The organism is Sphingobacterium sp. JB170 (genome assembly GCF_900163865.1).
Taxonomy (GTDB): Bacteria; Bacteroidota; Bacteroidia; order Sphingobacteriales; family Sphingobacteriaceae; genus Sphingobacterium.
Map to the genome: position 1 here is coordinate 1 of NZ_FUKU01000061.1, position 13,872 is coordinate 13,872.

General features: G+C 42.5%; 12 protein-coding genes. 3 read left to right on the plus strand and 9 right to left on the minus strand.

Annotated elements, in window-relative coordinates; all coding sequences use genetic code 11:
* Window positions 1-18 precede the first annotated feature (18 nt).
* Window positions 19-474 (minus strand): DUF1772 domain-containing protein, encoded by a 456-nt coding sequence (locus FM107_RS16340; protein WP_086949565.1) that lies wholly within the window; start codon window positions 472-474, stop codon window positions 19-21.
* 128 nt (window positions 475-602) lie between these two features.
* Between FM107_RS16340 and FM107_RS16345 the strand changes: the two genes are divergently transcribed.
* Window positions 603-797 (plus strand): hypothetical protein, encoded by a 195-nt coding sequence (locus tag FM107_RS16345; protein WP_086949566.1) that lies wholly within the window; start codon window positions 603-605, stop codon window positions 795-797.
* Between the two features lie 298 nt (window positions 798-1,095).
* Here FM107_RS16345 and FM107_RS16350 read toward each other — a convergent pair whose 3' ends face one another.
* From FM107_RS16350 to FM107_RS16365, 4 genes are read right to left on the minus strand one after another with little or no spacing between them, the layout of a single operon-like run.
* The gene (locus tag FM107_RS16350) at window positions 1,096-1,971 is read right to left on the minus strand and encodes a hypothetical protein (protein ID WP_086949567.1); all 876 of its coding nucleotides are present in this window, start codon (window positions 1,969-1,971) and stop codon (window positions 1,096-1,098) included.
* The gene (locus FM107_RS16355; RefSeq protein WP_086949568.1) at window positions 1,955-2,350 is read right to left on the minus strand and encodes a GntR family transcriptional regulator; all 396 of its coding nucleotides are present in this window, start codon (window positions 2,348-2,350) and stop codon (window positions 1,955-1,957) included. The genes FM107_RS16350 and FM107_RS16355 overlap by 17 nt, the downstream gene beginning before the upstream one ends.
* A gap of 1 nt (window position 2,351) precedes the next feature.
* On the minus strand, window positions 2,352-3,170 hold the full coding sequence (locus FM107_RS16360; RefSeq protein ID WP_086949569.1) for a hypothetical protein: 819 nt from the start codon (window positions 3,168-3,170) through the stop codon (window positions 2,352-2,354).
* Window positions 3,163-4,005: an ATP-binding cassette domain-containing protein gene (locus tag FM107_RS16365; protein WP_086949570.1), complete on the minus strand. Its 843-nt coding sequence runs from the start codon at window positions 4,003-4,005 to the stop codon at window positions 3,163-3,165. The genes FM107_RS16360 and FM107_RS16365 overlap by 8 nt, the downstream gene beginning before the upstream one ends.
* A 261-nt stretch (window positions 4,006-4,266) precedes the next feature.
* Between FM107_RS16365 and FM107_RS16370 the strand changes: the two genes are divergently transcribed.
* Window positions 4,267-4,722 carry a DoxX family membrane protein gene (locus FM107_RS16370; protein WP_086949571.1) on the plus strand — a complete coding sequence of 152 codons (456 nt, stop codon included), beginning with the start codon at window positions 4,267-4,269 and terminating at the stop codon, window positions 4,720-4,722.
* Between the two features lie 160 nt (window positions 4,723-4,882).
* Here the strand turns inward: FM107_RS16370 and FM107_RS16375 are convergent, their stop codons facing one another.
* The 3 genes from FM107_RS16375 to FM107_RS16385 form a co-directional block, all read right to left on the minus strand.
* Window positions 4,883-5,419: a protease gene (locus FM107_RS16375; protein ID WP_086949572.1), complete on the minus strand. Its 537-nt coding sequence runs from the start codon at window positions 5,417-5,419 to the stop codon at window positions 4,883-4,885.
* Window positions 5,420-5,509: 90 nt separating this feature from the next.
* Entirely contained in the window at window positions 5,510-7,537 is a 2,028-nt protein-coding gene (locus tag FM107_RS16380) for a beta-L-arabinofuranosidase domain-containing protein (RefSeq protein ID WP_086949573.1), read from the minus strand.
* A gap of 164 nt (window positions 7,538-7,701) precedes the next feature.
* Window positions 7,702-10,230: a phosphocholine-specific phospholipase C gene (locus FM107_RS16385; RefSeq protein WP_086949574.1), complete on the minus strand. Its 2,529-nt coding sequence runs from the start codon at window positions 10,228-10,230 to the stop codon at window positions 7,702-7,704.
* Between the two features lie 447 nt (window positions 10,231-10,677).
* On the opposite strand from FM107_RS16385, the gene FM107_RS16390 reads away from it, so the two are divergent.
* Window positions 10,678-12,216 carry a glycoside hydrolase family 43 protein gene (locus tag FM107_RS16390; RefSeq protein ID WP_086949575.1) on the plus strand — a complete coding sequence of 513 codons (1,539 nt, stop codon included), beginning with the start codon at window positions 10,678-10,680 and terminating at the stop codon, window positions 12,214-12,216.
* A gap of 144 nt (window positions 12,217-12,360) precedes the next feature.
* Here FM107_RS16390 and FM107_RS16395 read toward each other — a convergent pair whose 3' ends face one another.
* Window positions 12,361-13,704, minus strand: a complete 1,344-nt coding sequence (locus FM107_RS16395; RefSeq protein WP_218779029.1) for a nucleoside hydrolase-like domain-containing protein — start codon at window positions 13,702-13,704, stop codon at window positions 12,361-12,363.
* Between the last annotated feature and the right edge of the window lie 168 nt (window positions 13,705-13,872).

Below are 13,872 nucleotides of genomic sequence, written 5' to 3' on the forward strand. Positions count from 1 at the left end.
AAAACACTCCTTAAGATTCTAAATTATCATGTCCACTTTTTGCTGACGATTTACATTCCAAGTATTCCACGGACGTTCATAGCTACGTCGTATGTTTTTTAGCGATGTTTCGGACGCATTCGCAATATCAAATGTATCCAGCTGATTGTTCAAGGGCACGTTTCGGGCGCCTGTAATGAAAAATACACCCACGGCGTAACCGACACATGCGGTAAATATCAAATAAAATTTAGGTGATCGAGGGTCAAAATACATGAGCGAGGCGATAATGAGAAGAATTAACGTTCCCAAAAAACAGATGTAGAATACAGGATTTAAAACCGCTCTGTTGATATTTTGCATTGCGGATAGATATGCTTTGTCTTGCAGTTTGTGAAGGCCGCGATTAACTGAAAAAGTATATGCAAAAAAGAATCCCGACATTAAGGCCGACAAGATTATTGCTGCTGCTAATATTATTTCTTGTATGTGCATGCGTATATTAATTTGATGTGGTGACCGGCTATTTAGCGGTTTCTCGTTCAATTCTAATATTTTGTTCCGATTAAAGATCCGATAATATTGTCTTAAGATTGCATAATCGACATCCTTATTGACAAATTATGGAAATTAAAGCGCCCGGTAGCCATCCGATCAAATGGTTCGCGGAAATATATTCTTTAACGGTGGGGTTATCCGCGTCCGCCCATCATAATGTAGTAATTAATCGGGTGTCACCCAGCGAACTTGCACATGCACGAGCGGTTGATGCACCCCTGATATTATCGATCATTGGAACGGGTAGAGACATATTTTAAAATCAGTATACCGATGTTCGACCCGAGTTTATTCTCTACCAAGTTCAATCTGTATGCCCAATTCCTCCCGAATTTCCCTGAAGACAGTCGGTTTTAGATTCGCCCGGTCCTATCTTGCCGCCAGGAAATTACTATTTCAGCGGTCGACTCATCGTAGCGGGCCGCTGGCAGATCAATATTTTAAGGTCGTCTTGTAGTATGGCGCAAGGGAGGTTAGGCATAATCATTTAAAGATAAGCTGAAAAGTACAGAATCTAACAATTAAATGAGCATTTATGGTGCCAGATAAACGAAACATTTATTGATTGAAAAGGCTTTTTGTTTTATAATATGGCAGATCTATTGTTGTGCTATCGGACAAGGAGCCAGTTAATTTGCCAATTTCCACAGCGTGCTCCGGTATCACGATTCTCGAGGTACCGTGGCTGTTAATTTGAAGATCTTTGACACTGGTGACATTAGCTTCATCACCTCGCTTTTCAATTATAAAATTGAGACTCGAATTTTTTAGATCAACATGCATGGTGTTGTAACTTGAGGGACCGATGGAAATTGCACTATTATTAACGTTAATGTCGAAGTTCTGAAGATCCTTCAAAAACGAATTGACCTGGTTCGAACTTCCGATACTAATTCTGGAATCATGAATAGTAAGTTGTAACGATTTTAAGCTGCTATTCTCCCCGAAATTAAATTGATTGTTGATGTTTGAGGCGTAGATATTCATGTTCTCGAAATTCGTGTCAAATTCCGAAACCTGGAGCTGCTCTAAAGAAAGGGAGTCGATATGGGGAACAAAGACGTATATCGCGGAATACTGATATCCCTGGACTGAGTCAACAGCTATAGATAACGTTCCGGAGGCATCAACTGATGTCCTGAATAGCGATTCCGTATTCTTGGCGAATTTAACCTTGGGCTGATCTGATTGGACGATCGATATTTTGGTGTATAAATTGTTTGTGCCTTGAATAATGACCTTATTGAAGAGTTTCACTTCTCTACTAACTAAGAATCGATCTTTTGTATTAATATTTCGCTCCTCAAGCTCGAGTGCAGCGGAAAACTGACTTGTATTGACACGACTTATTTTTGCATAATAAACCATTCCACCTACTGGAAGAATAAATAGGGCAATTCCCAATATGATTAATAATTTACTGCTCGTTTTCATGCTGATTAGGGTTAAAGTTTTGATCTACAAATTCTTGATAACGATCTTTCAATTCGTCCAAGCTAATATTCAATAGGTATATATTACGAAGTACCTGCGGTAATTCTTCTTCCAAAAAGATTGCTTTTTTGTACAATTTCACTGCTTTCATAGCCTCGTGCGAGATAAAAAAGCCTATTCCGCGTTTGTTATAGATGACTTCTTTTTGTTGTAAGAAATCGTAAGCTCGCATCACTGTGTTTGGATTTACCTCAAGATGTATCGCGAGTTCGCGGACGGATGGTATCTTTTCTTCTAATATCCAGACATTAAGCATTATTTTCTCGCATACATGCTCGACGATCTGTAGGTAGATTGCTTTATTTGAATTAAATTCCATGCTATACTTCCTTTTCTTTTAGTCGGAGAAATGAGATACCCCATATCAGCAGTGTCACTAAAATGCCGACAGTACAAAACGATTTTATAATGTTTGATTCCTGATTAAAAAAAGCGCCACTATCGGTAACGATCGATACGGTGTCGCTTGTATACCATTCCATAATTTTAACCATAAATATAGCATAGAGCGCACCGTAGACCACAATAATAATAGCAGTTTTTATGAATTGAAAGTTGTTAAAATAAATCGACCCGAGTAGAAACACGGCACTAGATAAGAATGGTAAAAATAACAACCAGTATATTTCGTCCGCCAGCGGAATCTGAAAGAAGTAGTTCAATCGATTAAGGTTGAAGCCTTTGTCCGTGTCTGGTGAGATGAACACTGGTGACGCTTCGAAACGGCTACGTACATATGATACAAAACTGAAATCGATAATGTAGAATAATAACACATACGAAACTGTGGTCAGTAGCGCCGTATAAAAAAGCGCCGAAATAAATTTCTCGGTTCGCGACGCGGGAATGAGGATTTCGGTTATAGCTTTCGATTTTTGTCCCAGAACAGAAAAGTAGGAGCTAGAAACAATCGAGAGGAAGGCCATCCCAATAACAGTAAATAGGTACGGTCGGAATGAAAATATTGTGCTGATATCCTCCAGATTTTGTGATTGGGCGACCTGATAAATTCGAAAGCTGAAAAATGCCACAAATATCCCAGCAATTATACCTAAGGCCATCAGGTAAATTTTTCCAAACCCTATCCACTGCCTATTGATTAAACGAACAAGTCGGCTAAAAACAAACGTGTTATTCATGATTTATGGGTTTTAATACGTTAGCAAATTCTAATTTTTGTTGTAACAGCGCGTTAAATAGTAATTCTAGATCGACCTTCGATTGTTCACCAGTTGTATTGGGAAGTATAGCCGAATATCCGCCCATTGTTTGTTCCGCGTACAAAACCTCTGGTGATAGCACAGATACTTTTTTGAACATAAGCCGATCAGCTAGTTCGAAGATAGAAGCATTCAGTGCTATTTTATACTCATCTAGGACAATTACGGCGTCAATGAGATTATCGAGATCTCGTACCTGATGAGTCGAAATAATGACGCAACGTTCCTCATCAATTGTAGAGGCCATGATCTTTCTGAACTGGGTCTTTGAAGGGATATCCAGCCCATTGGTAGGTTCGTCCATAATGACCAATTTTGTCTTCGTAGCCAATCCAAATGCGATAATATATTTCTTCTTTTGCCCATAGCTCATATCGCTTAATTTTTGTTGGTCCGGGATATCAAATTCCCGGATCAACTCCTCGAAATACGCCCGATCAAAATTAGGGTAAAAGCCCGCGGTGGTTTTAATATATTTCTCGGATTTCACGGAAGGTAAATGGAACTCCTCGGGAATAAAACAAATATCCTGCAATAACGACACTTCGCGCTTGCTCGGATCGTGGCCTAACACGGAAATATGTCCACTTTGTGGGTACACCAAACCTGCAATATTTTTTAATAATGTAGATTTTCCCGCGCCATTTTTCCCGAGGAGTCCATAAATGTGAGCATTATGAAGCTGCATATCCATATTTTTAAATAATGGACGGTTTTTGCCGTAGCTGAAATTTAAGGTTTCAATAGTTATCATATTAGTGTACTATTTAAATAATACACTAATATAGGTGTTATTTTTAAAATTGCAATTTTTTATTGCTATTATTATTTTAGAAGGCACAGTATAATTCATAAATTATCAGTTACTTGCAGGGAGAAAGGGGAACCGATGAAAATGGATTTGAAGAAACAGCCGCTGATTGATTTGGAAATATTGGATAATCCGATAGGAATTGTAACGAATGTATATCGGGCACTTTCTGGTGTATTTTTACCTATTTAAAAAGGAAAACAAATGAAAAATTTTCATTCAATTGGACAATTGTTCCTTCGGTTCGCATTAGGGATCGGATTTTTACTACCTGTGCTTGATCGAATAGGTTATTTTGGAGAAGCTGGAGAACCTAACGTCGCATGGGGGGATTGGACTGCTTTCGTTGTCTATACCCATCAATTGATGCCCTATATTACTCTAAAAATGGCATCATATTTTGCTTTTATAGCCACCATTCTTGAGCTTGTTTTAGGCATATTACTATTGGTTGGCTATAAAATTCGCTATGCGGCACTGGGAAGTTTCGCATTAACGTTAATTTTTGCGTTGAGCATGATGTTTTTTCTTCATTTTCGAGCACCATTCAACTACTCGGTATTTGTGGCTAGCTTTGCGAGTTTACTGTTAGCTGGGTGCAATAATTTTCCGTGGAGTATTGATAGTCGCATCCATAACGGCCCAAAATCAAAAAGTTAATTGAAGTACAATTACATCTGATACCTTCTCGCTCTTCAGTTTCTATGTATGATCTTTGTTTGTGAAATCCAGGTGATCTAAAAATAACGGACACCTGTAAGACGTTAGTTTACAGGTGCTATGCCTGATTTTGGCTTTTAAAGTGTTTACTTGTGGTCGTCTACTGTTGCCGGCCATTGTAAGTGAATGCAACACTGTCGGTCACAATCAAGCCGCTCATGTTCTGGCCCGTGTAAATAATGGTATATTCTCCAGAATCGATAAAATCATATCCTTTTAATAGATCGACGCGCGCTGTAACACTGTCTTTAGACTTCACTTCGATATAGCTATCGGCTGGTGGCGGCATCACTCGCTTGGCCATTGCGCCCTTGTAATTAACTTCTTCGCCGCTCGCTGATTTTATTTCCAAATATTTGCTTATAAATGGTTCAAATGGGGTATGCCATTTACAAAAACGCTGGGCGGTGTCTGCCCGGTTGTACACGGTGAAGGTTAATTCGACCGGTTCATCAGCGGTGACAACATCGTTTATGGAAATTTTAGCAAATAGTCCTTTTTCCAATGTGTCCTCGTGAACGACTGTATCCGACGAATGTGTTGAACTTGCATTAGTTTGGTTTTTATCATTGCTTATTCCGCAAGATGAAAACGCCAAAATGATAGCGGCTGATGATAATATGCACAGATGTTTCATGGAATAAAAGTATCGTTTTTATCCGGATTTATAGCTGCTTTTTTGTTTTTAAAATCCCTTGTGCCTAGGTGTGGGTAAACAAAACTAATGTCATTTTCTAATCATTGGAAATTGTGAAATCCGGAGTGTAGTGCACCCATACGGTATGAGCCGCACTTGAACTTCTTTTAGTTTGTTAATATCCACTCCATGCATATCTGCCGACGGCATTGGTCCAGCCATTCCGTTATATAGATTCCAAAAGGGAAGTTGTCGTGCGCTTGCGGTAAGCTCTATGGGCGCATTTTCACGGTTCCAAGGGTTTAGCTTGTCTCGATTTGCGATCTTTTTAACTGAAAATAGGGTGTTCATTTCCTCTTTATTAAAAAGTGGCAACCCATAATTCCAGTCCGCCTTCGGCCGTACTTCGATAAAAGAGTTTCCAAATTCAATTTTATCTTGGCCTTCTAGAAACACTTCCTTTTCCTCACCCGGGATATCTAGCGCATAAACCAACGGGCCTCGCTCGATGGATCTAGAGCTCTCATGATACGTTCGATAATTGAATTCCATCGGGAAAGTGAGCGAAAGCACGTCGCCGTCCTTCCATTTACGCACAATTTCTATTATCGACCCCGGTTTCGGGCTGCTTTGGAACGCCTTTCCGTTAATAAGGATCACAGCATCTTTAGTCCACGAGGGAATTCGAATTTGATAGGGAAATTCAATAGATTTTTCCTGGTGCGTAATGGTGAGGTTTATCTTATTTTCGAACGGGTAAAATGTTTCTTGCTCGATATGAATAAATTTATCTTCTTTCCCAACTTTTACGTCAACGCTCGATGGCGCAAATATCATCGAAGCGACCCCTTCGTTGGCTGTTGCGTAATATAAGTTTTGAGTGAATTTAGGCCATCCTTGATGCATATTGGAGGTACAGCAGGGGTAGCCTGTCAGTAATCCAAAAACGAGATCTGTACCGCTATGATTCACGTCGAAATTGTACATTTGACGAGTGATCTGTACTTGGTTTGCCTGTTGGAAGTATTGGCGGCGCATGAAATCATCGGATATCTGCGTTGGCAAGGCGTTGAAAGCTATTTTTTCAAGATGCTCCGCAAACCCAACATCGCCGGTGATTTCCAGCATCTTTTCCAGCGAGAACATGAGCTCAACTGCTGAACATAATTCTGAGCCTTGCGTTGGGTTGCTTCCATGCAGCGCTTCATCACCGCCGTACATTCCCTGGGCCTGACCATTAAATAACTTGATGTCGGAAAGTCCTTGCTTTACTGCCGAAAGGTATTTCGGGTCGCGGTTTTGCTGATAGTAAATTACCGGTTCTTTTAATCCTTGTGCTAAGTTTACACAATGGATACTGCGGTGGGTGGCAAGCATATTTCTGTCGATAAACTTTTGTGTAAAATCAAACGCCTGTCCGTGTAATAATTCCGCTAGATCTATTAATTTCGGATTTTTAGTGATATTATAAAGCCAGTATACTGCCTGTAGATTGTCCGCTGAACGATATTCTGCCCAAAAGGTCCAATGACCAAGAGGCTTCTCTTCGAGCGTTTTAAGCTGGTAATCGAAATACTTAGTAAATAAAGTGACGATACGTGGGTCCTCCGTTGCGGAATAATACTGTTGCAATATTTTAAGCATAACCATTTTCGGCCACCAGTCGTGTGCGTTGTCACGCTGCACACCGGGCTCATATTCATAGTCCTGCGCCGGTCCGAAATATCCTTCTTTGGTTTGACTCTGAATGGCCCATTCTACCCACTTTTGTGCTTTCTGTTTCAACGTGTCGTCGTCCAATAGATAGGCTAATGGTAATAGCCCGTCGACCCAATACGGCCCTCGTTCCCATTGGTCGCCATCGCCACCCAGCCAGCCGTTGCGCTCGCCCATAACCAAAGGGTACAATTTGTCCAGCTGGCCTGTTGCACCGTTTCTTTGGCTCACTAGCATTTCCATAAGCCACCCGCTGGGTTTAATCGAACCCAATGGCAATTCCATGAATGGCTTTTGATGCAACGGCAATTTATTCTGCACGTAGGGTTGTGCATGAAGATTATTGCAGCCTATAATGGTCATGATGACTGGTAGAACGAAGTGACGGAAATATTTATGCATAGGTTTATTTTTTTTTACGTGCCTTGCAGTTTACAATTAGTACAGCTAGGAGCGAAGAACTAAAATTCGCATATTTATGCTTCGAGTTATACGTGATATACCGGTTACGTTTTGTTTTAAACACATAACCGGTATAGTACGTTGAATTTGCTATATACGCTTGTTTAACTGATCAATGGATCGGTGTAGCTTTCTTTTCCCGTTTCTACACGACCAGCAAAACGCTGCCGGTAGGGCCCTTCAGCTGCTGTGGTAATAGCAAAATCATACCATCCGTGAGACCCTTGAAGTTTGATCACTACTTTTTGAGATTCTCCAGCCGGGATTGTCTTAGTATCCAAAAGGCCTGTGTCGTAACTCAAGTCCGCGAGTGTTATACTTACCTCATGAGACGTGTTGTTCGTTAATAACACTTCTAGATTTCCAGTTGCACCTTTGGTGAGTGATTTTCGCTCGATACGGGGACTTACAGTAAGTCCGGGATCATTTGAATCACCGGAAAATTCACGATAAAACCCGTTCGGTCCATGAACGTGCAGCTTATAGCTATTGTTCTTAAATGCCTTAAGTGGCCATTGATAGTTTAGCTCTTCTCCCGCAGTTACTGCAAAAGACCAGTTACGGCAAACTTCGGAGTTACCCGCCTCATCCGTATAGGAATCCGGCGCATATACTGTGTATGGAGACCCCGCGGCATTATCGCCGAAAAGTGAATTGTCAGCCGCAAACTTGATGGTAAATATGTTTTGATCTTTTTGCAGGACTCCGTCAGTTCGAAGCTCATAGGGAAGCGAGCATGACGGTCTTTTTCCAGATTCCTGTTGCGACATTAGTTCCTTGAAAGATCCCGAGCGTTTTGCCTGTTCAATTTGATCGCTGTCGATCATCTTAAAGTTGCCGGGGTCGTCCTTAAACTTAGCACTGAATATTGTCTGAATAAAAGCATCTCGATCAATGAATTCTATTGTTTTTTCTTGTTTGTCAAACGGTGTGAATGCTGAGGTTAAGTTTCCACAAATTGTGCGGCGCCATGCGCTGATATTGTCAAGGTGAATATTTTTATTGTATTTCTTGTTTACAAAATGTTCGAGAAATTGTAGCGTGGAGGTGTGATCGAACACCTGTGAACAGACCTTCCCCCCGCGGCTCCAAGGAGAAGCAATAATCATGGGAACGCGAAATCCAAGACCGACGGGGGCTTCGCGTGCCTGTTTTTCTGGTACCCCTTGTGCCACTTCGCTTGCCAGGCGTACATATTCAACTTCCGTGTCGATCGAAGGGGACACTTTTCCAGTTTCGGGTTTGTTTTTATCAGGTATCGAAAAAGGTGGGATATGGTCGAAGTACCCGTCGTTCTCGTCGTAGGTTACAATGACGATCGTTTTCTTCCAAACTTCGGGGTTTTGCGTTAAGATATCCATCACTTGGGAGACATACCACGCGCCATACCACGGTGCACTCGGGTGATCGGAAAAGTTTTGGGGACCAGCCATCCACGATACTGTTGGTAGTGATCCATTTTCAACATCGGCGCGGAACTGGTGAAACAAGTCGCCTTTTGGTATAGCGAGCTCGCGGTCCACTCCACCGTCTTTGTAGGCAAGTTTATCGAGCGTGCGGTAGTTAGGATCCGCTTGATTGGTGACAAAGGCACGTTGATGTAAATTTTTTTCCGAGGGAAGTAAATTTTCAAAATTTTTCCTATTCCATTTCTTCAACTGCCCCGTAGCATCGTCCAATGCTTTTTGTTTGTTACGGATATCCGCTTGTACTTTTTGTGCACGCTCTTCGCTCGATGGGCTCTCTTGCTGCAGCGTATTTATTTCTCCAGGTAGTGTGTTTACCCGTTTCTGAAGACTTTCGATATAGCGGTTTTGGAACTTCACATTGTATGGGGCGAAAAACTCCAATAGATTGCATCCGAAGTTACTCAGCCAGGAACGTTCTTCGCCCGAAAACCCGCCGTTCGCACTGAGTTCGTTTTGATAGAAGCTCCAAGAGATGCCGTTCTGTTCTAATAATTCAGGAAAGGTTTTCCAGGTGTGCTTGCCGTATGAATAATCTTCATTCCGAATGTTTGCTTTTTGTAGATCGTTTTCGATATTGGTGATCTTTCCGGTCCAGAAGAAAGACCTGTTTGGCGTGGTACTAGTCATCGCCGAGCAAAAGTTTTGGTCGCATACCGTGAACGCATCAGCTAGAGCGAAATTGAATGGTAAATCATCTCGTGTATAGTGACCCAATGTGAGGGGCATGGCAGCGTATTTGGCGTGACGTGATTTTTTTGCAGGCAGCCACTTATCATATTTCCCTTGGTTAAAGGCGTCGACCTGACTTGCCCTAGAATGCGGGAGATCGCCAGTCCATGTACTTTTACTGTTTTTGATGTTTAAGCGAAACGGAGCGTAAGTTCTACCCATCCCATCGGTTTGAAACCAAACCGGTTTTTTATTAGGTAGGACCACTGCGCGCGGATCATTAAAACCGCGAACACCCGAAAGGCTCCCGAGGGCATGATCGAATGAACGATTCTCCTGCATTAAAATAACGATATGCTCTGCGTCAAGATAAGTGCTGCCTGGTGCGGGGTTTATAGCCATAGCTTTTTGGATGGCCGTAGGCATCACATTGATTAAGCCTGTGCTTCCGGAAAGTAATATTGCTTTCCGAAGAAATTCTCTTCTGGTATCCATTTATATTCAGTGTAGGTTTATAGTCTAAATTTAAGATATTCAGATTCCTTTGCCTAAGCAATTTAGTGATTAATAGCTTAAGTGACAGAATTGTTACGATTGAAAAATGCGGTTACTGATGACTATTTCAGACTGTCTTTTTTGGAATTATTGATGAGTAGATGAGCCATTGGGATAGTTCATATTTGTTTCTTATGAAGGTGACGAATTGAATTTATCGGGCGCAGCAACGCCGAAAAAAGCGCGCGTTTATGCAACGACTATAACAGCGGAATGGGTGATTGGCCGCTGGAAAGTGGGGCCTTAGAATGTTTTTTTTCAGACGTCTGCGTCGAGCAGCTCGTTGATGGGATTAATATACTGCCCTAATGGCGATGGAGATAAAGCCTAAAAAGTGTATCTTACGCTCCACATAACCTTCATAAATCAAAATTCTAATTGTTGCATATGACACTTAACGTTAAATCTCTTTTTTTATTTCTTTTTATATTAATGGTTACTCCGTTGCCGCTTTTAAGAGCGCAACAGACCGCGCATATACCTGGTGATTTTGCAGACCCTTCGGTTATAGCGGCGGGCGGAAAATATTATAGCATTGGCACTTCGAGCGAATGGGCACCGCATTTCCCAATTTATAGTTCGGACGACTTGAATGAATGGACTCAAGAAGGATTTTTATTTGAGAAGGCCCCCGAGTGGACGGGATCATCCTTTTGGGCGCCCGAATACTTTTATCATCGGGGGCTGTATTATGTTTATTATTCCGCCAAACGTAAAGCCGATGGAGTATCCTGTATCGGTGTTGCAACCTCGAAATATCCCGATCGTGGATTTGTGGATCACGGGATTGTTGTTGCCCACGGCTCCGAGAGTATTGATGCCTATGTAGTTAAGCAAGGTGAAGAATTGTATATGACCTGGAAAGCATATGGTTTAGACGATCGTCCGATCGAGATATTGGCTAGTATAATGGCACCCGATGGGATGTCACTTGTTGGGCAGCCATTTACCCTATTAAAAGATACTCAAGGTGTGGGTATTGAGGGGCAAAGCTTCGTGAAAAAGGACGGCTACTACTATCTTTTTTATTCACTAGGTGCATGTTGTGGCTCCGGTTGCGACTACCGCGTACAAGCGGCACGTAGCAAAGCAATCGAAGGACCTTATGCGCAAATCGGAGAAGCTGTTCTTCTGGGTGAAAACCAGCGATGGAAATGCATGGGGCACGGTACGTTCGTTCACAATGTCCAAGGGAAGGATTACTATTTATTTCACGGCTATAATAAAACGAGCCAAATAAATACCGGACGTCAGGGTTTGTTAGCGGAGCTAGTTTGGTCCGACACAGGTGTACCTGCGTTTGAATTTATCGCACCCGAAGCGCCACGTACTCGCAAGTTTGAGGTCGATTTCCGTGCGCCAGATTCGCACGAGTTGTTATGGCAAACTGATTTCAAATATTCATCATCCCAGCTTAATAGGAGCGAAGAAGGGCTGGTGGTTAAGGCTGAAATAGGAAGTGAAAATAAAGTAGGTGCCGCATTGACGCTACGTCCTAGCGCGGCAACATACAGTTTTAGTACCCAGATCGATTTAAATGCCTCGCCGGTGGAGGTGTTGAAAGGCCTTGTTATTTATGGCGATCACATTAACGCCATTGGCGTCGGTGTTCAGGGGGACAAAACAATCTTATGGCGCGTGCACCAAGGGAATTATGAGGTGCTTGGGGAAGTGTCTCTTGAAAATTCGCCGAGTACCGCAATGCTAAAGATCGAGGTTAGGCCCGACAATATTTGCGCAGCGTTTGTGCGCTATACGGAAGACGATGAGTGGCGAGAGATCGCGGCCGTCGAGCCGTCCGATTTTTCCTTAGCCGGGCTTGCCCCGTGGGATAGAAGCCCGCGTTTTGGTCTGCACCTACAAGCCAGCAATGGTGCACAGGGACGTTATTTAAAATTTGCATATCAAGAAGAAGCGACAAATTAGCATTGTAAGCGTGTACTAGATATCGGGAATCGCAGGCGGGGTGGCCATTAAACTAGATTTATCTAGCACACAGTAATTCCTGTGGTAGATAAATCTGTATGCGCGAGCCTTGGGTAATCATTTTACGCTTTTGGAGATGTTAATTTATCGGGATGGTTCCCCTAGCCAGTGCCAGCGTGCAGCCCAGTCGGACAGGTATTCTGCGCGGTGTACCGATAGAGTCTTAGCTCCTTGTTGCCCTTCTAAAAAATAGCGCGAATCTGTCCTGTCGCTGTACCAATTACCGCCCAACGGATAGTCATCTTTGTTTGGAGTTGCAGGCCACGGTGCGGTGCTTACAAATTCACCTTCGAGACCGTCGAGTTCGGCGATGTCGCTTAGCGTTCGGTACCGAAATGTTCCTGCCTTTTTCGGGCTGTAACGTACGGCATAGATTCCTTCCTTGATATAGAACCCTGGAAAAGTGTCGCCTTCAATAGCGACTTCAAAACAAGCGCTATCCGATGGTATCACCTTTGTTGGTCCTTTGAATTGCCATTCAACCACGCCGTATGTGGGGACGGTATCCGTACCGGTAGACCCCTGATTAAAAATGTGTTTTGAGCTGTAACTAACAAGGGTGTGCCGTCCGCCCCAGCTTGGTTTTGTCGGATCTTCGGGTTGCCCATGTAGCAGGTAGCCTAGCGACGGGGTATCGCCCATTTTGATTTGTCCATCGTAATAATTAAAGAAATCTGCACCCATATGACCGTGACCTTTGATGTGATTTTTATAATAGTTTTCCTGACTCAACGGGCCACCGGTATTTGCCTCCTCCATAAACCAACCACGATACGTTGCATTTGATTCAACGAACCAGAGGTCCGCGTGGTGAGTGGCGATATAGTCATAGGAGTTGACGCTCCATTTCTTATTGGGACCGCCGATCCAGAAAACGCGCAAGTAGTTCTTAATTTCCGGTTCATCATGCAGAGCCTGCGCTAAATCTTCAAGCCCACCCCATACGAGCATCCAGAGCGGCCCTTTGTCTGTTTGTTTTGCTCGTGAAATAATCCACTTGGAGCCCTCGGTTGATACGGAATAACCCTTGTAGGGAGCTATGTCTATAACGCCTTGCTTAGTCACTGCGCGTAAATGTTCTGGGGAAGCAAGTTTATCGTTGTGTTTTTTTAATTGAGGATAGTCTTTTTCATATATATCAATCATACGAAGTATTTCTTGCTTTCGGCCATTACCATAGGGCGAGGAGAGAATTCCTTCGATTTCTACCTTGTCCGAATACATCATCAAGTGGATCAAAGATTGATTATCGTCTGGATCCGTACCGCCAATGTCAGTACTCACAATAACACGAGGTCTTTGCGACTTACCAGCTGGATCGGTGCAGGAAGTTATTGTTGGCAATGCGATAAGCAGTAGATATAGAAAAGGTCGATACATATTGGTAGTTAATTGTCTTGGTACTAAGTTAAAATATATTTGCAACATTTGTACGTTGGGTTTAAATTCGAGGTGGAATCATCGGACGATTTTTTATATTTTACCTCTTATATACTACGTTTCTAACTCTTCCAATTTTAATTGCCATGGCAGTTGCTTTTTACGATCAGTATATGGTACTATCAATCGTGCAAATGATTGGGTGTTTGACTGTGA